General features: G+C 69.6%; 16 protein-coding genes and 1 pseudogene. 9 read left to right on the top strand and 8 right to left on the bottom strand.

Annotated features, from left to right (window positions below):
* Positions 1-2: 2 nt before the first annotated feature.
* The 5 genes from ABZX12_RS33810 (at position 3) to ABZX12_RS33830 (ending at position 5,275) form a co-directional block, all read left to right on the top strand.
* The gene (locus ABZX12_RS33810) at positions 3-941 is read left to right on the top strand and encodes a sugar ABC transporter permease (protein WP_355699498.1); all 939 of its coding nucleotides are present in this window, start codon (positions 3-5) and stop codon (positions 939-941) included.
* A 9-nt stretch (positions 942-950) separates the two neighbouring features.
* The gene (locus ABZX12_RS33815) at positions 951-1,751 is read left to right on the top strand and encodes a carbohydrate ABC transporter permease (protein ID WP_355699499.1); all 801 of its coding nucleotides are present in this window, start codon (positions 951-953) and stop codon (positions 1,749-1,751) included.
* Between the two features lie 19 nt (positions 1,752-1,770).
* Positions 1,771-2,544, top strand: coding sequence for a ThuA domain-containing protein (locus ABZX12_RS33820; protein WP_355699500.1), 774 nt, complete (start codon positions 1,771-1,773; stop codon positions 2,542-2,544).
* A complete protein-coding gene (locus ABZX12_RS33825) occupies positions 2,537-3,628 on the top strand; it encodes a Gfo/Idh/MocA family oxidoreductase (RefSeq protein ID WP_355699501.1) in 1,092 nt (363 codons plus the stop codon). Before ABZX12_RS33820 ends, ABZX12_RS33825 begins: the two co-directional genes overlap by 8 nt.
* 201 nt (positions 3,629-3,829) lie before the next feature.
* A complete protein-coding gene (locus ABZX12_RS33830; protein WP_355699502.1) occupies positions 3,830-5,275 on the top strand; it encodes a ketol-acid reductoisomerase in 1,446 nt (481 codons plus the stop codon).
* A gap of 35 nt (positions 5,276-5,310) precedes the next feature.
* Here ABZX12_RS33830 and murQ read toward each other — a convergent pair whose 3' ends face one another.
* From murQ to ABZX12_RS33865, 7 genes and pseudogenes are all read right to left on the bottom strand, one after another.
* Positions 5,311-6,195 carry an N-acetylmuramic acid 6-phosphate etherase gene (murQ, locus tag ABZX12_RS33835; protein ID WP_355699503.1) on the bottom strand — a complete coding sequence of 295 codons (885 nt, stop codon included), beginning with the start codon at positions 6,193-6,195 and terminating at the stop codon, positions 5,311-5,313.
* Between the two features lie 67 nt (positions 6,196-6,262).
* Positions 6,263-7,150, bottom strand: coding sequence for a MurR/RpiR family transcriptional regulator (locus tag ABZX12_RS33840; RefSeq protein WP_355699504.1), 888 nt, complete (start codon positions 7,148-7,150; stop codon positions 6,263-6,265).
* Between the two features lie 36 nt (positions 7,151-7,186).
* Positions 7,187-8,455, bottom strand: coding sequence for a serine hydrolase (locus ABZX12_RS33845; RefSeq protein WP_355699648.1), 1,269 nt, complete (start codon positions 8,453-8,455; stop codon positions 7,187-7,189).
* Positions 8,456-8,522: 67 nt separating this feature from the next.
* A pseudogene (locus ABZX12_RS33850) lies at positions 8,523-8,912 on the bottom strand (serine hydrolase); the annotation flags it as partial.
* Positions 8,909-10,183 (bottom strand): DUF1343 domain-containing protein, encoded by a 1,275-nt coding sequence (locus tag ABZX12_RS33855; protein ID WP_355699505.1) that lies wholly within the window; start codon positions 10,181-10,183, stop codon positions 8,909-8,911. The gene ABZX12_RS33855 and the pseudogene ABZX12_RS33850, both read right to left, overlap by 4 nt.
* A gap of 24 nt (positions 10,184-10,207) precedes the next feature.
* Positions 10,208-12,772: a glycoside hydrolase family 3 N-terminal domain-containing protein gene (locus ABZX12_RS33860; RefSeq protein WP_355699506.1), complete on the bottom strand. Its 2,565-nt coding sequence runs from the start codon at positions 12,770-12,772 to the stop codon at positions 10,208-10,210.
* Between the two features lie 81 nt (positions 12,773-12,853).
* Complete coding sequence (locus tag ABZX12_RS33865; protein ID WP_355699507.1) at positions 12,854-13,399, bottom strand: 4'-phosphopantetheinyl transferase superfamily protein; 546 nt, start codon at positions 13,397-13,399, stop codon at positions 12,854-12,856.
* Positions 13,400-13,499: 100 nt separating this feature from the next.
* Between ABZX12_RS33865 and ABZX12_RS33870 the strand changes: the two genes are divergently transcribed.
* Positions 13,500-14,666: an MFS transporter gene (locus ABZX12_RS33870; RefSeq protein WP_355699508.1), complete on the top strand. Its 1,167-nt coding sequence runs from the start codon at positions 13,500-13,502 to the stop codon at positions 14,664-14,666.
* 95 nt (positions 14,667-14,761) lie between these two features.
* Here the strand turns inward: ABZX12_RS33870 and coaA are convergent, their stop codons facing one another.
* On the bottom strand, positions 14,762-15,715 hold the full coding sequence (gene coaA, locus ABZX12_RS33875) for a type I pantothenate kinase (RefSeq protein ID WP_355699509.1): 954 nt from the start codon (positions 15,713-15,715) through the stop codon (positions 14,762-14,764).
* Positions 15,716-15,867: 152 nt separating this feature from the next.
* On the opposite strand from coaA, the gene ABZX12_RS33880 reads away from it, so the two are divergent.
* The 3 genes from ABZX12_RS33880 (at position 15,868) to ABZX12_RS33890 (ending at position 19,277) form a co-directional block, all read left to right on the top strand.
* A complete protein-coding gene (locus ABZX12_RS33880) occupies positions 15,868-17,706 on the top strand; it encodes an alpha-glucuronidase (protein ID WP_355699510.1) in 1,839 nt (612 codons plus the stop codon).
* Between the two features lie 32 nt (positions 17,707-17,738).
* On the top strand, positions 17,739-18,752 hold the full coding sequence (locus ABZX12_RS33885; RefSeq protein ID WP_355699511.1) for a LacI family DNA-binding transcriptional regulator: 1,014 nt from the start codon (positions 17,739-17,741) through the stop codon (positions 18,750-18,752).
* 174 nt (positions 18,753-18,926) lie between these two features.
* Positions 18,927-19,277: a holo-ACP synthase gene (locus tag ABZX12_RS33890; protein WP_130384581.1), complete on the top strand. Its 351-nt coding sequence runs from the start codon at positions 18,927-18,929 to the stop codon at positions 19,275-19,277.
* Position 19,278: the final 1 nt, after the last annotated feature.

Genomic DNA, 19,278 nt, shown 5'->3' on the forward strand with positions numbered 1-19,278 from the left:
GCATGGTGACGCTCACACGCACGACGGTGGCCGGCCGCGAGAAGGTTCGCGGCCGGCGCCACCGCGGCGAGTCCCTCACCAAGGTGCTGTTCGTCCTGCCCGCCGCGGTGGCGATGGTGGCGCTGTTCGGCTACCCGGTGGTGAAGAACCTCCTGATGAGCCTGCAGGACTACGGGCTGAAGACCTTCTTCACCGGTGCCGCGCCGTGGGTCGGGCTGAAGAACTACACCACGGTCGTGACCGACAAGCTGTTCTCGGACGCGATGCTGAACACCGCGCTGTTCACCGTCGGGTCGATCGCCTTCCAGTTCGCGATCGGCCTCGGGCTGGCGCTGTTCTTCCACAAGAAGTTCCCGCTCAGCGGACTGCTCCGGTCGCTGCTCCTGCTGCCGTGGCTGCTGCCGTTGATCGTGTCCAGTGCGACCTGGCGCTCGATCCTCGAGCAGGACAACGGCATCCTGAACCGCACCCTGCTGAAGCTGCACCTGATCGGTGACCCGGTGCCGTGGCTGAACTCGCCGTCGGTGGCGCTGATCGCGGTGATCGGCGTGAACATCTGGATCGGCATCCCGTTCAACGTGACCCTGCTGTACTCCGGTCTCGCGGAGATCCCCGACGAGCTCTACGAGGCCGGCCAGCTCGACGGTGCGACCGGCTGGCGATCCTTCTGGTACATCACCTGGCCGAACCTGCGGGCGGTGGCGAGTGTGCTGCTGATGCTCGGCGTCGTCTACACGATCAAGGTCCTGGACATCATCCTCGGCCTGACCGGCGGTGGGCCGGCGAATGCGACACAGACACTGGCGACCCAGTCGTACGAGAAGTCCTTCATCGACTTCAAGTTCGGCCAGGGCGCGGCGCTGTCCAACATCCTGATCGCGATCTCGTTCGTGTTCGCGATCTTCTACCTGCGCGGCACCCGTCGTGCCGTCGACGAGTAGGGGGACCTGATGCGACGTACCACCTACACCGTGATCGGCGTGCTGGTCCTGTGCGTGATGCTGTTCCCGGTCTACTGGATGGTGAACGCCTCGCTGCAGCCGTCCGGGAACACGCTCACCGCCGGTTTCCTGCCGCTGCATCCGACGTTTTCCGGCTACGCCCGCGCACTCGACGAGCAGGGCGGAAACCTCGTCACGAGCATGATCATCGCGGCCGGAACGGTCGTGCTGAGTCTGGCGATCGCGACGCCGTGTGCGTACGCGCTCTCCCAGTTCCGGTCCCGCTGGGTGTCGATCGGGCTGCTGGCGATCCTGATCTCGCAGATGATTCCGGGGATCGTGATCGCGAACGCGCTGTACACGGCGTACGAGCGGATCGGGCTGCTGAACTCGATCCCGGGCCTGATCGTCGCGAACTGCAGCAGCGGGATCCCGTTCGCGATCCTGATCCTGCGCTCGTTCATGCTCTCGCTGCCGCCGTCGCTGGTGGAGGCCGCGCGGGTGGACGGCGCCGGGCTGTTCCGGGCGTTCGTCGCGATCGTGCTGCCGATCAGCAAGAACTCGCTGATCACCGCCGGACTGTTCAGTTTCCTGTTTTCCTGGAGCGATTTCCTGTTCGCGCTGACGCTGACCACCAAGGGCGGCGTCCGGCCGGTGACGCTCGGGATCTACCAGTACCTCGGCACCCAGGTGCAGAACTGGAACGCGGTGATGGCGACCGCGGTGCTCTCGGCGATCCCGGCCATCGTGCTGCTGGTCGCCGCGCAGAAGTACATCGCCGCCGGCGCCATCGGCGGAGCCGTCAAATAATCTCGAAAGGCTTTGGAATATGACGATTCGCGTACTCGTCTGGGGCGAGAACCGGCACGAGCAGGTGGAGCCGCACGTCCGGGAGATCTACCCCGACGGAATGCACGCCGCCATCGCGGCCGGCATCGCCGAGAACCTCCCGGACGCCAAGGTCGCCACCACGACCCTCGACGAGCCGGAACACGGCCTGACCGAGGACGTGCTGGCGGAGACCGATGTCCTGGTGTGGTGGGGTCATGCCGCTCACGGCGAGGTCGACGACAAGGTGGTCGACCGCGTGTACCAGCACGTGCTGTCCGGGATGGGCCTGGTCGTGCTGCACTCCGGCCACTGGTCGAAGATCTTCGGCAAGCTGATGGGCACCACCTGCACGCTGCGCTGGCGCAGTGAGCGCGACCGTGAGCTGGTCTGGACGGTGAACCCGACGCACCCGATCGCGCAGGGCGTCCCGCACCCCATCGTGATCGAGCAGCAGGAGATGTACGGAGAGTTCTTCGACATCCCGGTGCCCGACGAGCTGATCTTCGTGTCCTCGTTCTCCGGCGGCGAGGTGTTCCGTTCCGGCATCACGTACCGCCGCGGGCACGGGAAGATCTTCTACTTCTCGCCAGGAGACCAGGACTACCCGGTCTATCACCACAAGGACGTGCGTAAGGTGATCGCGAACGGCGTCGCATGGGTGAACACCGACCTGCCCGAGCGGAAGATCCCGACGCTGCTGCGGTACGAGACCGACGACTTCTTCAACGGTCACGGGTACACCGGACCCATCGAGGAGCCTGCCGATGCCTGAACCCTTGCGACTGCTGCAGGTCGGAGCCGGCGGGATGGGGCGCGCCTGGCTGCGCACCATCGCCGCCAACCCTGACGTCGTCCTGGCCGGCCTTGTCGACCTCGACCTGGACGTGGCGCGTGCGGCAGCCGACGAGCACGGCTTCGGCGACGTACCGGTCGCCGCCGCGATGGGCGACCTGTCCGTCGAGTTCGACGCGGTCATCGACGTGACGGTGCCGGTGGCGCATCCGAAGGTCAGCGTCGAGGCGTTGCTGCGCGGCGTCCCGGTGCTGTGCGAGAAGCCGCTCGCCGAGACGGTCCGGGAATGCCTGCAGATGGTTGCCGCGTCCGAGGTGAGCGGGCAGCTGCTGATGGTCTCGCAGTCCCGCCGCTACTTCCGTGCGGTGAACGCCTTCCAGCGTCAGCTCGCCGAGCTCGGCGCGATCGGGACGCTGTCGTGCGAGTTCTTCAAGGCGCCGCACTTCAGCGGTTTCCGGGAGCGGATGGCCGAGCCGCTCCTGGTCGACATGGCGATCCACCAGTTCGACCTGTCCCGCAAGCTGATCGGGTCGGAGCCGGTGTCGGTGTACTGCGATTCGTACAACCCGTCCTGGAGCTGGTTCGACGGCAACGCGGCCGCATCCGCGATCTTCACCTACGCCGACGGCACCCGCTTCGCCTTCACCGGCAGCTGGTGCGCTCCGGGCCTGGAGACGTCGTGGAACGGCTTCTGGCGGGCGAGCGCCCCCGGCGGTACGGCGACCTGGGACGGCGACAACGGACCGGTCGCCGAGCTGGCGTCCGGTGAAGCGTTGCCTGCGGCAATGGCCGACGAGCCGGAGGAGATCGCCGGGTCGCTGGCCGAGTTCGTCGACGCCGTCCGGACGTCGACGATCCCGCAGTCGGAGGTGCACTCCAACGTCATCAGCCTCGCGATGGTGGAGGCCGCCGTACGGTCCGCTGACACGGGGTCGGCGGTCCGCATCGCCGACGTCATCACGGACGCCTACGAACAGGCTCTGGCGACCACCCAGGACCCGGACCTGCTCGCCGCTCTGAAGGCGTGGCCGAACCCGTTGAAGGCAGTCGGCCTCGAGTCCTGACGGCGCCGGCGGGCTGTCGAAGGGGCGGACCTCCGTCACTCACCAAGCCCGCCGGCGCCGGCCGCGCCGCCCGGCCCCAGGCGTGGACCCGCGAGCGCCGGGCCGGTTGGTGAGTGACGCACATCCGTTTCAGTTCGTGCACCGGTCCGCTGCACATCTTGCGCTTGCTGCAATGGCTGCGCCGCCCGTTGACTGGTGGGCATGAAGAGTTCGGTTTTTCGGGTCGAGACAATGCAGGTTCCGGGCGGGTCCGAGGACATCGTGCGGGGTGGGCGGGACCTGTTTGCCTTGCTGCCCGAGGCGTTGCACGGGGTCGAGCGGATCGGTGTGCTCGGGTGGGGTCCGCAGGGGCGGGCGCAGGCGCTGAACCTGCGGGACTCGCTCGACGGGACCGGCATCAGCGTGACGGTCGGCCTGCGCCCCGGATCGCGGTCCGGGCCGGACGCCCGCGCCCATGGGTTCACCGAGGCCGACGAGACGCTGGGGGACTGGCTCGAGGTCGCGGCCGCGAGTGACCTGGTGATCCTGCTGATCGCGGACGCGGCGCTGGCCGCGCACCACGAGGAGATCTTCGCGGTGCTGAAGCCGGGCGCGACCATTGGCCTGTCCCACGGATTCCTGCTCGGGCACCTGACCTCGACCGGGAGTGCGTTCCCCGACGGGCATCCGGTGATCGCGGTGTGCCCGAAGGGTATGGGGGACTCGGTGCGCCGCCTGTACCAGCAGGGCGCGACCGTCAACGGGGCCGGGATCAACGCGAGCATCGCCGTGCACGCGGATCCGGACGGGCACGCGTGGGACCGGGCGCTCGCCTGGTCGGTCGGGCTCGGGTCGCCGTACACGTTCGCGACCACGCTGCGCGACGAGTACCGCTCGGACATCGTGGGCGAGCGGGCGATCCTGCTCGGCGCGGTGCACGGGCTGGTGGAGGCGCTGTACCGGTACTTCCGGATCGACGGGGCAGATCCGGTGGCGGCGTACGAGCGCTCTACCGAGGCGATCACCGGGCCGATCGCGCGGACCATCTCGGAGTCCGGGCTCGCGGCGGTGCGTGCGGTGTGCGGCGACGAGGACCTGTTCGACCGCGCGTACTCCGCGGCGTACGGGCCGGCCCGCGACCTGGTCGCCGAGATCTACGACGAGGTCGCCGACGGCACCGAGTTGCGCAGCGTGATCCTCGCCGAGCAGCGGCTGGCGAGCCGGCCGATGACCGAGATCGGCGGCAGCCCGATGTGGGCCCACAGTGCCGAGGTGCACGCCCGGCGCGGCACCGCGCCCGCTGTCGTCGACCCGCTGACCGCAGGGCTGTTCGTGGCCACGATGATGGCGCAGGTGGACGAGTTCGCGGCGCGCGGCCACGCATGGTCCGAGATCGTGAACGAGTCGGTGATCGAGGCCGTCGACTCGCTGCTCCCGTACATGCACGCCCGCGACGTCGCCTACATGGTCGACAACTGCTCCCGCACCGCCCGCCTCGGCACCCGCCGCTGGGGCCCGCGCTTCCAGGCGGCGTACGAGCAGATAGCCCTCCCGCACCTCGATCGCCCCGCCGACGCCGAGCTGCTCAAGACCTTCCTCGACAACCCGGCCCACGACGCACTCGCCGCAGCCGCCGAACTCCGCCCGTCCGTTGACATCTCCGTCTGACCTGCTGGCGGGTTGAGATAGATAGCCCGCCGGTGTCAGGCGAGTTCGGCCAGGGCGGTGGCTACGCGGCCGTGGGCGGCTTCCAGGGCTGCGCGGGCCTCGGGGATCGGCGTGCCGGTCAGGAGGTGGACCAGGGCCGGCTTGAGCTCGCCGTCGGCGGCGGCCAGGGCGGTCTCGCAGGCGTCCTCGTCGGCGCCGGTGGCCTCGGCGAGGATGCGGAGCATCCGGCCGCGGAGCTTCTTGTTGGTGGCGACCAGGTCGACCATCAGGTTGGACCAGGTGCGGCCGAGCTTGATCATCAGCGTCGTCGAGAACGCGTTCAGGATCATCTTCTGCGCGGTGCCGGCCTTCAGCCGGGTCGAGCCGGCGATCACCTCGGGGCCGGTGTCCGCGGCGATCACGACGTCCGCGAGCGGCGCCAGCGGGGCGTCCGGGTTGGAGGTGACGAGCACAGTGCTCGCCCCGGCGGCGCGGGCCGCCTTCAGGGCGCCGGCGACGTACGGCGTGCTCCCGGAAGCAGCGAGCCCGACGACGAGGTCCCGACCGGTGACGGCGGCCGCGTCGGCGGCACCGCCCTCCTCGGAGTCCTCGACGTTCTCGACCGCGCGGAGCAGCGCCGCCATGCCGCCGGCGTGGTGGGCGACCACCAGACCGTCAGGCACGTGGAACGTGGGCAGCAGTTCGGCGGCGTCCAGGACGGCCAGGCGTCCCGACGTGCCCGCGCCGAAGTAGTGCACCCGGCCGCCGCCGCGGACCGCCTCGACGGCGGCGTCGACGGCCTTGGTCAGCTCCGGGATCACCGCGCTGACCGCCCCGGCGACCAGGGCGTCCTCGTTGTTGACGAGTTGGAGGATCTCGGACGTGCCCACCGCATCGATGGCGAGCGTCCTCGGGTTGCGCTGCTCGGTCGGTGAGGTCACGGGATCGATGTTAGTTTTCTACTGAAGGATTTTCAATTCCGTTCATCTTTGACGGAATTGCTGTCCGTCAGTCGGAACCCTTCAGGCGGTGGCCGCGGACCGCGCTGGCGGTCTCCTCCAGCGCTTTCCGGGCGTCCGGCAGCACCTGCTGCGCGACTCCGATGAACAGGCAGTCGATCACCGTCAGTTGCGCGATCCGGCTGGCCATCGCGCCCGAGCGGTACGTCGTCTCGCGGGCGGCCGTGGTCAGCACCAGATCCGCGGTCCGGGCCAGCGGGGAGCGCGGGAAATTGGTCACCGCGACCGTGGTGGCGCCGTGCTTGGCGGCCTCCTCGAGCGCCTCGACGACCTCGACCGTGGTGCCGGTGTGCGAGATGCCGATCGCGACGTCGCCCTCACCGAGCAGCGCCGCGCTGGTCAGCGCGATGTGCACGTCCGACCAGGCGAACGCCACCCGCCGGATCCGATGCAGCTTCTGCTGCAGGTCCAAGGCGACGAAAGCGCTTGCGGCGAAGCCGTAGAGATCGACCCGCTTGGCGTTCACCACCGCGTCCACGACCTTGGCCAGCGCGTCCACGTCGACCTGCTGCGCGGTCTCCCGGACCGCCCGCTCGTCGGCGAAGGCCACCTTGCTGACCACGTCGGCCAGCGAGTCGCCGGGCTCGATGTCCCCGCCGACCTCCGGACGCGCGCTCTCCTGCGCCGACTGGGCCGCCAGTTGCAGGCGGAGCTGCGGATAGCCGGGGACGCCGATCTGCTTGCAGAACCGGATGACCGTGGTCTCCGAGGTGGACGCCACCTCGGCCAGTTCGGAGATCGTCATCGCCGCCACTCCGCCCGGGTCCGCGAGGACCGCGTTCGCCACCCGCTGCTCGGCCGGCGCCAGCGCGGGCATCACCGCGCGGACCCGGACCAGCAGCGGCCCCGTGGGTTCTGGAGAGGATGTTGAATTCATGACAGCCACGGTACGGCGACTATGCACGAGATGGGGTCACCGACGCGAAAGTCTCCAACCCGTTGCGGTAAATGATTCCGGTGTCCGTTCGCCGTCGAGAAGAAGACCGGACGCGCTCGTGATCTTCACACCGTCGACGTAGACGCCGCGGCCCTGGTACAGCGGGTCGGTCGTGTAGCGCCAGCGGACGGTCTGCGCGCCCGCGCCGAGCTCCGCCGTCACCTGGTGCCAGTGCCGGTCGCCGGAGCCGCTGATCGAGCCGTCGGTGTCGATCACCGAGCCCCGGTCCCGGACCGTGAACGGAACCTTCGTCCACGTCGTTCCGTCCGCGGACGTCTCCAGGTACAGCAGGTCGGTGTCCTCGGTGTCGACGAACAGGTCGAACGCGAGCTTCGCGCCGCCGGCCGGTACGACGACCAACGTGTCGAGCGTGCTGGTGGCGTTGTCCGTCGTCCCGGAGAACCAGGCGTCCTTGCCGTGCCGCGGGCCGACGCCGAGGGCGAGCGCGAGGCCCTGGGCGACCGCGCGGCGGGCCGGGTTGTTGCTGCCCCAGTTGCGGCTCGGGTGCACGCGGTTGGTGAGCAGGATCGCGAACGAGCGGGAGTCGAAGTCGATCACCAGCGACGTGCCGGTGTAGCCCGTGTGGCCGGCGGTGCGCGGCCCGGACAGGCCGCCCATGTACCAGCGCTGGTTGAGCTCGAAGCCGAGGCCGTGGTCGTTGCCCGGGAAGCCCTGGTTGAAGTTCGTGATCATCGCGGTCACCGAGGATTCCTTGAGGATCCGGGCGCCGCGGTAGCTGCCGCCGTTCAGGAACGTCTGCGCCAGGACGGCGAGGTCGTCGGCGGTGCTGAACACGCCCGCGTGCCCCGCGACGCCGTCGAGGGACCAGGCGTTCTCGTCGTGCACCGAGCCCCACACCATCCCGCGCGGCGGCGCGGACTGGTACTCGGTGGCGGCGATCCGCGGCTTCTTCTTCGGGTCCGGGTTGTAGCCGGTGTCGCGCATCTGCAGCGGTTTCGTGATGCCGTCGGCGACCAGCTTGTCCAGCGTCTTCCCGGTCACCCGGTGGGCAAGCTCGCCGAGGGCGATCAGGTTCAGGTCGCTGTACAGGTACGTCGTACCGGGCGCGTTCTGCAGCTTCGCGGTCAGGGCCATGTGCAGCCGGGACGCCGGGTCCGGCTGCGCGCTCCACAGCGGGAGCCAGGACGGAAATCCGCTGGTGTGCGTGAGTGCTTGCCGGACCGTGACGGTTTCCTTGCCGTTTTCCGCGAACTCCGGGACATAGGTCGCGATCGGCGCGTCCAGGTCGACCTTGCCCTTTCTCGACCAGCTGCATTGTGACGATCGAGGTGAAGAGCTTGGACACCGAGGCCAGGTCGAAGATCGTGTCGGTGCGCATCGGGATCTGCTGGTCCGCCGGCAGCTCGGTGCCCTGGCCGTCGGCGTACTTCAGGGCCAGACCGGTGGCCGTCCGGGTGACGATCTTCCCGTCGTGCCCGAGCAGCGTGACGGCGCCGGCGTACAACGGTTTCGCCGAACCGCTCGGCTGCGTCCAGCCGGCGACCTGGGCCAGCGCGGCGTCGATCGGCGCCGGATCCAGGCCCGCCTTCGCCGGGGTCGCGTCACGCAGCAGCGTGGTCTTCGGCGCATAGCCGGAGTACGGGCGGTCGAACCGCCCGGAACTGTGGCCGGCAGCAACAGCAGGGGAAGCCATCGTCAGTATCACCGCAGAGACAGTCGTGAGTGCGGCCCACCGCTTCATCGGTGAGCTCCCTTGTAGAGCAGGTACTGCGCGCGCCGGGCCGTCCAGGCGTCGGTCTCGGACTTCCAGGCTGCCACGATCTCCTCGGCGGTCGCATCCGCCAAAAGCATGGTCCGGAATCGGTCCGATCCGGTCAGCAGATCGATCCACCGGCCGGGTGGGGTCTCCGCCCGCCAGGTGAAGTCGGGGTAGAGCTTACGGGCCTCGACGATCATGTGCGTCGCCGCGGTGATCGCCTCGACCCGGTGCGGGTCGGTGATCTGCACCTGGACGCCGCCGCAGAGCACGTTCGCGTTCTTGCTGATCGTCGGCGTGAAGTACGCCTCGCGGAACGCGACGCCCGGGATGTCCTTGGTCTGCAGCGCCTGCGCCCACCGGTAGTCGACGTACGGCGCGCCGATCAGCTCGAACGGCCGCGTCGTACCGCGGCCCTCGGACATGTTGGTGGCCTCGAACAGGCACAGCCCGGGGTAGAGCAGCGCGGTGTCCGGGGTGGGCATGTTCGGGCTCGGCATCACCCAGGTCAGGCCGGTGTCGTCGTACAACTGGTCCCGTTTCCAGTTCTTCGCCTCGATCACTGTCAGCTGCTTGAGCCGGCCGCCGTTCGGCTCCAGCGGCAGGTACTCGGCGTCGAACATCCGGGCCAGCTCGCCGACCGTCATGCCGTGCTGCTGGATGATCTCCTTCTTGCCGACGCCGGAGGTGTAGCCGGGTTTCAGCATCGGGCCGCGGGCGTAGCCGCCGACCGGGTTCGGGCGGTCGAGGACGACGAACCGGGCGCCGGTGCGGACCGCGGCCAGCATCGCCTCGAACATCGTCCAGATGTAGGTGTAGAACCGGGCGCCGACGTCCTGGATGTCGAAGACCACGGTTTCCACGCCGGCCTTCGTGTACAGCCCGGCGAGCTTGTCGGCATTCGCGCCGTACGCGTCGTAGACCATGATCCCGGTGCGCGGGTCGACGTGGTCGCCCTCCGAGCCGCCGGCCTGCGCGCTGCCGCGGAAACCGTGTTCTGGACCGAACACGGCGACGATGTCGACCGCGCCGGACGCGTGCATGGTGTCCACGACGTGGCTGAAGTCCGGGAGGATGCCGGTCGGGTTGCTGATCACGCCGACCTTCTGGCCGGACAACGCCCGCCAGCCGTCGTTCGCGAGCACCTGGGCGCCCGTCATCACCTTCCGGCTGGAGACAGCCTGCGCGGCGGGTACGTCGATCAGCGGGGCGGCGGCCAGCGCGCCGGCGCCGGCCAGCAGATTGCGTCGTTTCATGATCTCTCCTCGAACCAGAGCGGGTCAGCGACGGAAGGACAGGTGGGTGACGATCGCGCGGTGATCGCTCGCGGCCTCGGCGACCGGCACCTCGGCGGGCACTTCCGCGCTCCGCACGGACAGCCCCTTGCCGACGGTGACGAAGTCGATCCGCTTGACGGCGGCGACCGCCGGGTAGGTGTTCGGCCCGCCGACGGTTTCCGCGGCCGCGGTCCACGCGTCGGTCAGCCGGGTCCAGAGCGGCGCGAGTTCCGGCGCGGAAGCCTCCGCGTTGAAGTCACCGACCAGGACCTGCAGATCCTGACGCCGGTCCTGGGCGAGGATCCGAAGCGTGTCCGCCACCTGCAGTTGCCGTACGGTCGGATCGCCGCGGTAGTCGAGGTGCGTGCAGTAGACGTGCAGCCGCCGCCCGCGGACGTCGACCTCGACCTCGAGGAAGCCCGGCGCCGGCGCGGGCACCGGATTCGGGTCCTGGGTCGACAGCCTGGTGATCGAGTGGTTCTGCGTGCGGACCAGCGGGAATCGGGACAGGATTCCGACCCCGTACTGGCGTCGCGGCTGCCCCGCCGCCGGCGGGTCGAGGTCGTAGATCGGCGCGAACGCCGGGTACATCCCGAGCTTTCCGGCCAGTTCCGTGATGGTGTCCAGCCACTGGCTGCGGTCGCCCCAGTGGACGTCGACCTCCTGCAGTCCGACGATGTCCGCGTCCAGCGCCTTGATCGCCCGCGCGGTCCGCTCGAGGTCGAAAACGTTGTCCTCGCCGGCACCCGCGTGAATGTTGTACGAGGCAACAGTCAGCCGGGTGTCCCGCGGGTCGAACGTGAGCCCGTGGCCGAAGGGGTGCAGCACGGGCGCCTCGCCGTTGGCGTCCGGCTTCGCGGGGATCTCCACCGGGAGCTTGCCGGTCGGCGCGAGTTCGCCGTACAGCACCTTGGCGAGGGCCTCCATCGACACCGCGGTGCTCCCGTACGTGACCAGCGTGGTCTGCGGGTCGTCGAAGTACGCGACGTCGTACGGGTCGCGGACCGGGACGACGATCACCGGGCGGCCGGTGGCGAGCAGGCCGTTGACCAGCTTCTGCTGCTTGGCCAGCTTGTCGGTGACCTCGGTGTCCCACGCCTTGTTGGTCAGGACGACGGTGACGTCCGCGGCGGCCGAGGCGGCCAGTGCGTCGGTGATCTTGGCGTCGCTCGGCGCCGTACCGGTGTCTTTCACGACGGTCGTCGCACCGCGCCGCTGCAGCGCCGCGGCCAGCGTCGCCGGGCTGTACCCGGTGACGACGATGGTGCGCGGCGCGGGGGAGAGCGGCAGCAGATCGGCGTCGTTGCGCAGGAGCGTCGTGCTGCGGTCAGCGATCCGCTGGGCCGCGGCGTAGTTGGCCGGCGTACCGACGACCTCGGCGATCCGGGACAGGTCGACGTACGGCTGGTCGACGAGGCCGCCGCTGTACTTGAGCTTGAGGATGCGCGTGACGCTCTCGTCGATGCGCGCCTCGGAGATGCGGCCGCCGCGGACGGCGGCGAGCACCGAGTTGTAGGCCAGGCCGGGATCGACCGGCATCAGCAGCTGGTCGACGCCCGCCTCGATCGCCCGCAGCGGGATCTCGGCGTCGCCGTACTTGTCGCGGACGCCCTTCATCCCCAGCGAGTCGGTGATCACCACGCCGTCGAACCGGAGCTGCTCGCGCAGGATCCCGGTCAGGATCGGCCGGCTCAGCGTCGCCGGGTCGCCGGACGGATCGAGCGCCTTCACCACGATGTGCGCGGTCATGATCGACTGGATGCCGGCCCGGATCGCGGCCTGGAACGGCGGCAGGTCGATCTCGGTCCACTGCTCGCGGGTGTGGTGGATCTCCGGGATCCCGACGTGGCTGTCGGTCTCGGTGTCGCCGTGCCCGGGGAAGTGCTTCGCGGTCGAGACGATCCGGCCGTCGCGCTGGTACCCCTTGACCTGCGCGGCGACGATCTCGGCCGCCAGCGCCGGGTCCGACGACGCCGAGCGGACGCCGATCACCGGGTTCAGCGGGTTCACGTTGACGTCCGCGTCCGGGGCGAAGTCGGTGGTGATGCCGAGCGCCTTCAGCTCGCGGCCGGCGATCGCTCCCGCCTCACGCGCGAAGTTCGCCGAACGGGTCGCGCCGAGCGCCATACCCCCGGGGAACTGGGTGGCCGGCGGGCCCACGCGGACGACCGAGCCGTACTCCTGGTCGGTGCTGATCTGCAGCGGGATGCCGGTGTTGGTGAGCGAGGCGGCTTGCAGGCCGTTCGACAGGTTCGCGATCTGCTGCGGGTCCTTCACCGAGTCGGTCCAGGTGAAGTAGATGACGCCGCCGAGGTTGAACTTCGCGACCACCTCGGCCGGCGTCGCCACGCCGTACAAGCTGGTGTTGCGCGCGTCCGCGGTGGCGGCGGTCGGGCCGTAGGCGTAGAGAACGAACAGCTGGCCGACCTTCTGCTCCAGCGTCATCCGGCGCAGGGTGTCGCGGACCCACCGGTCGGTGTGGGCGGAAGCGGTCATGGTGCCGGCGACCGTCGACCCGGCGACGGCAGCCGCCGCGAGTCCGAGGGTCTGGCGTCGGGTCAGTTCCATCGGTGTCACCAACTCAGTCCGGGCGGGCAGGGGCGAACGCCAAAGTAATTGAATTACAGATACTCCCCCGCGACGCGAAAGTTACCCACGCGCACACACCGGGTCAAGCCCCGGTGACGCCAGGTGGACACTGACACCGGTCGGCGCCGCCAGCGCAAGGACGCCGCCTGCGCAGGGCAGGTGCGTCACCGAGAGACCGGGCGCCGACTCAACCTGCCCGCCGCCGAGCGGCATCTCCCGCCGCAGCCCTGACCCCCGCAGCCCGGCGCCCAGCGCCTTGCCGACAGCTTCCTTGGCCGTCCAGAGCTGCAGAAACGCCTCCAGCCGATCCCGCTGCCCAACCATCCAGTCCAACTCGCGTTGGGTAAACCAACGGTTCGCCAGCGGCTGGAAATCCCGCGGCGTGATCTCTTCCAGGTCGACACCGAGCGGACCGTCGTACGACGCGGCCACGGCGACGCGGTGCTGCGAGTAGGTGACACTCACGGCCAGGCCCGGGATGTGCGGGCGCCCCGCGTCGTCATGCCGCAGCGACGGCCGATCGACCAGCGTCCCGGCGAGATCGAGCAGGAGTTCATGGGCGGAGCTGCCGGCTGATGCCAGCCGGACATGTACCGGGCTTCCCACCGCAAGAAGATAACTTGTCGACAAAGTTACTCAACTGGTCCTCTCGGGCGGTCTGGAATTGGATCTGTAGGGCGTACCGGTAGTTCCTTACCTTCGAGACATGACCACCGTGTGCGAGATCCCCGCAGTCGCTGTCGATCGTCTTCTGAGCAGCCAGTTCGTGCGGCTGCTGGTGATGGTGTTCGGGTCCGGGTTGAGCATGTACCTGCTGACCTCCGTGGTGCCGATGTACCTCGCGGCCAACGGGTCCGGTGGGGTCGGGGCCGGGCTGTCGACGGCCGCGATGATGTTCTCGGCGGTTGGTGTCGAGCTGGTCGTGCCGCGCATGCTGGCTCGCTGGGGGTACCAGGTGGTGCTCGCGGCCGGGCTGGTGTTGCTCGGGGCGCCGTCGTTGGTGCTGCTCGTGTCGGCGTCGCTGCCGGTGGTGCTGACCGTCTGTGTTGTCCGCGGCGCGGGGCTGGCGATCCTGGTCGTCGGCGCGGTGGCGCTGGTCGCGGATCTCGCACCGTCGAGCCGTCGCGGTGAGGCGCTCGGGGTGTACGGCGTGGCGGTCGGCGTGCCTGCGGTGATCGGGCTGCCGCTCGGCGTCTACCTGACGCACGTGGTCGGCTTCGGCGCGCTGTTCGTGCTGGCTGCGGTCGCCTCGCTCGGCGGGCTCGTGATGCTGATCGGCCTGCCGGCACGGGTCGCGGTCGAGGAGCAGCACGTCAAGGTGCTGGGCGGCGTACGGCGGAGTGGGCTGTTGATGCCGACGCTGGTGTTCGCGGCGGTGACTGTCGCGGCTGGGATCAGCGTGACCTTCCTGCCGCTGTCCGTTGCCGGGAGCAAGCAGTCGATGGTGGCGACGGCGCTGTTGCTGCAGGCGATCGCGGCACCCGCGGCGCGCTGGCTGGCTGGGCGGTACGCCGACCGCATCGGTGCGGCGAAGCTGCTTGCGCCCGCGCTGGGCTTCGCGGTGATCGGCGCCGGGGCGCTGGTGTTCCTGCCGAGCGCGGCCGCGATTCTGATTGGCTCGACCTGTTTCGGGATCGGCTTCGGTGCGGCGCAGAATCTGACGCTGGCTTTGATGTACAACCGCGTCGACCGGTCCCGCTACGGTCAGGTCAGCGCGTTGTGGAATCTTGCGTACGACGGCGGCTGGGGACTCGGCGCGCTGGCCTTCGGGGCGATCGTCAGCGGCACCGGCTACCCGGTCGCCTTCGCCCTGACTGCCGCGGTCGTCGCGCTGGCCGTCGTACCGGCACTCCGCGCCGGAGCCCGCGCCTGACCGCCGAGTCGTGGCGATTGGCTGTCGCCAGGAAACGCGAGTCGTGGATTGTGGTCGTCGGCGCCAGCCGATTTCCACGACTCGGCGGGCGGTGGTCAGAGTTTGCGGAGGCGGACCCAGCGGACGGCGTGGTCGGCGCCTTTGCGGAGGACCAGGGTGGCTCGGGAGCGGGTGGGGAGGATGTTTTCGCGGAGGTTCGGGCCGTTGATGCCGTCCCAGAGGGATTCGGCCTTCTTGATCGCTTCCTCGCGGCTGAGTTCGCCGTACCGGACGAAGTACGACTCGGGGTTGCGGAACGCCGTTTCCCAGAGTTTGAGGAAGCGGGCCACGTACCAGGAGCGGATGTCGTCGGCGGCGGCGTCGACGTACACCGAGAAGTCGAAGAAGTCGCTGACCGCGAGACCGCTCTTGCCGTCCGCGTGCCGCGGTGCCGGCTGCAGCACGTTCAACCCCTCGAGCAGCAGGATGTCGGGCTGCTCGACGGTCGTGCGGACGCCGGGCATCCGGTCGTAGTGCAGGTGCGAGTAGACCGGCGCCTCGACCGCGTCCATCCCGGACTTCACCTCGACCACGAAACGCAGCAGGGCCTTGCGGTCGTACGACTCCGGGAAGCCCTTGCGCTGCATCAGGTTCCGGCGCTCGAGCTCGGCGTTCGGCCAGAGGAAGCCGTCGGTGGTGACGAGCGCGACCCGCGGGTGCTCGGGCCAGCGGGCGAGCAGTTCGCGCAGCAGGCGCGCGGTCGTCGACTTGCCGACGGCAACCGATCCGCCGATCCCGATCACGAACGGCGTGCGGGTCTCGACCTGCTTGCCGAGGAACCCCTCGGTGTCGGCGTGCAGTGCGCGGGCGTGCCGGACGTACAGCGAGAGGATCCGGGACAGCGGCAGGTAGACCTCGCGGACCTCGTCCATGTCGATCTCGTCGCCGAGGCCGCGCAGCCGCTCGACCTCGTCCGCCGTCAGCGGAGAGATGGTGGTCTCGGCCAGTTGCGCCCAGGTGGCCCGGTCGAGCTCGGTGTAGGGAGTCACCTCCCGCGACGGCTGCAGCATGTGGCCCATTCTTCCCATCGGCGACGGATGCACCCACATCGGACCCGAGTGGCCTTGGTCTCAGCTGCGACTCGACCGGCTCAGCTACGGTCCGGTCTCGAAACTTTCGGTCACCGCTCGGTGACCGTCCGGTATGTCAGGATCAGCGATCGATGACCGCCGATTCCGCCTGGCTGGGTACGCAACGCCTGCCCGAGGTGACTGTTCACGCGTCCGGGGTGCTCGCGCAGACGATCCGGGCCGAGCTCCGGCAGATCCGTCGTTTCCGCACCGACGTCCAGGTCGCCGTCTGCGCGCTGAGCCGGGTCCGCGAGACCGCCCTGTGGCGCGAGGTCGAGGCCGCCGTCCCTGAGCACGGGCTGGGCGTCGAGGGGTTCGTGGTGGTGCGACGAGGCAACGACCTGGTCGTTGCGGCCGAGGGCGGGCACGGCTTGCTGTACGGATACTTCTACCTGCTGCGGTATTTCGAGTGGATGAGCGGCGACTTCACCGTCGTCGAGCAGCCCGCCGTACCGATCCGGATGCTGGACCACTGGGACGAACTGTCCGGCGCGGTCCGGCGCGGGTACTCGGGCGGCTCGATCTTCTTCCGCGACGGCGAGGTGGTGCCCGACCTGACCCGGGTCCGGGCGTACGCACGGTTGCTGGCCTCGATCGGGATCAACACGGTCGCCCTCGCGAACGCCGAACTGCCGGACGTGGCGCGGCTCGCCGGCGTGTTCCGGGACTACGGGATCGCGGTCAGTCTCGCGATCGACTTCGTCGACGACCCGCACGACGAACGCGTCGTCCGCTGGTGGGCCGCCGCGATCGCCCGGGTGTACGACGTGATCCCCGACCTGGGCGGCCTGGTGGTACGGACCGCCCGCGACCCCGAGGGTGCGAACCTGCTGGCCCGAGCGGTGGCGCCGTACGGCGGAACGGTCTTCTGGCGCGTTTCCGGCGCGGAACCCGAGCAGGACTGGCGCGATCGCCGGACGGATCGGGCGCGGGCGGCGTACGACGCGGTCGTCCCGCTGGACGGACGGTTCGAGGAAAACGTTGTCTTGCAGATCCGGCACGGGCCGCTGGACTTCCAGGTCCGGGAGCCGGTCTCGCCGCTGCTCGGGGAAATCCAGGAAACCGTGTTCGGGGTCGAGCTCCAGGTCACGCAGGAGTACTCGGGCCAGCAGCAGGACCTGTGCTACCTGGCGCCCTGGTGGCGGGAGATCCTGCAGTTCGACACGACCGGCGGCGGTGGCCCGACGGTGGCCGACCGGATCGGCGCGATCGTTGCCGTGTCCAACGTCGGCGACGACGCGAACTGGACCGGCAACAAGCTTGCGCAGAGCAACCTCTACGCGTTCGGGCGGCTGGCGTGGGACCCGGCCGCGGACCCGGTCAGCCTGTTGCACGAGTGGGCCGCCGCGACCTTCGCGATGGACGACCGGACCCGGAGCGAGCTGGTGACGATCATGGCCGGCTCGTGGCAGACGTACGAGCGGTACACCGCACCGCTCGGCGTCGGGTTCATGGTGACGCCGGGCACCCACTACGGGCCGAGCGTCAACGGCTACGAATACTCGGGAACAGGGAGGTACCACTTCGCGGACCGGTACGGCGTCGGCGCGGACCGCACGGTGAAGACGGGCTCGGGTTTCACGGGGCAGTACCCGGAACCGCTGGCGAGTCGGTACGAGGACCCGTACACGTGTCCCGACGAACTGCTGCTGTTCTTCCACCACGTGCCGTACGACCACGTGCTGCAGAGCGGGAACACCGTCCTGCAGCACATCTACGACACGCACTTCCAGGGGTACGCGGAGGTGGAAGCGATGGTCGCGCGCTGGCGGGCGATCGCCGAACGCTTCGAACCGGCCGTCCGCGCCAACATCACCGCCCGCTTCGAGACGCAACTGTCGAACGCGCGGGAGTGGCGGGACCAGGTCAACACGTTCTTCTACCGGCTGAGCGGCGTAGCGGACGCCCGGGGCCGCGCGATCCACAGGTAGCCTGGTCCGAAAGTTTCGGATCGGGAGGCGTCGTGGGAGAACGGCCGACCATTGCCAAGATCGCCGAGCAGGCCGGGGTGTCGGTGCCGACTGTCTCCAAGGTCCTGAACGGGCGCTCGGACGTGGCCGCGGCGACCCGGGCGCGGATCGAGAGCCTGATCCAGGAACACGGGTACCGGCGGCGCAGCGCGAGCACGACGGCCGGCCCGATGATCGACCTGGTCTTCAACCAGCTCGGCGGCGAGTGGGCGATGGAGCTGATCCGCGGCGTGGAGGAGGTCGTCCGCGCCGAGGGCGTCGAGCTGGTGCTGTCCGAGTGCGGCGGCGCGCTGCGGCCGCGGCAGGAGTGGATCGAGTCGGTGCTGAACCGGCGGCCGCTCGGCGTGATCATGGTGTTCTCGGACCTGGACGCCGACCAGCGCGCCCAGCTGGAGGCGCGCCGGATCCCGTTCGTGGTGGTCGATCCGGTCGGCGACGTGGGCGACGACGTACCCTCGATCGGCTCGGCGAACTGGAACGGCGGGCGGCTGGCGACGACGCATCTGCGGACCCTCGGCCACACCCGGATCGGGATGATCGGCGGTCCGGTCACGACGCTGTGCTCACGGCAACGCGTCGACGGGTACACCGACGCGTTGCGCTCGACCGGCGTCGAGGTCGATCCCGCGCTGATCCGGTGGGCCGACTTCGAGGTCGGCGGCGGCCACCGCGAGGCACTCGCGCTGCTGCGGCTCGCCGATCCGCCCACCGCGATCTTCGCCGGCAGCGACATGCAGGCGCTGGGCGTCTACCAGGCCGCCCGCGAGCTGGGCCTCGACATCCCGCGCGACCTGTCCGTCGTCGGGTACGACGACCTGCCGATGGCGGACTGGGTCACGCCGCCCCTCACCACGGTCCATCAGCCGCTCCAGCAGATGGCCCAGCTCGCCACCCGGGTCGTCCTCGACCTGTCGCGCGGCAAGACCCCGACCGCCCTGCGCCTGGACCTGGCCGTCGACATGCGCGTGCGCCAATCCACCACCTCGCCCCTCATCGACGGCGGCTAGGGCATGTCTGATAATCCAGCACCTACTGCGGGGCACTCGGCACGGCATCTCGCCGCACGTGAGCAAAGGCCACGATGCGCCGCATCGAGACCTTCGCTCCCGCACGCCGAGCTACCGCACCGAGCACCTCCTCGCGACGGCGCTGGATTATCAGACATGCCCTAGGGTGGCTGCATGATCGTCGGCGTGGGTATCGATGTGGTCGACGTGGATCGGTTCATGCGGACGCTGGAGCGGACGCCGGGGTTGCGGGATCGGGTGTTCACGGCCGTCGAGGCGGTGAAGCCGCCGGCGTCGCTGGCGGCCCGGTTCGCGGCCAAGGAGGCGCTGGCCAAGGCGCTCGGGGCGCCGGCCGGGATGCACTGGCACGACGCCGAGGTGCAGACCGACGAGACCGGCCGGCCGTGGCTGGAGATCACCGGCACGGTCGCGGCGCAGGCAGCCAAGCTCGGCGTCCAGAGCCTGCACCTGTCGCTCAGCCACGACGCCGGGATCGCCTCGGCCGTCGTCGTCCTGGAGGGTTGAC

The organism is Kribbella sp. NPDC003505 (assembly GCF_040610875.1).
Classification (GTDB): domain Bacteria; phylum Actinomycetota; class Actinomycetes; order Propionibacteriales; family Kribbellaceae; genus Kribbella.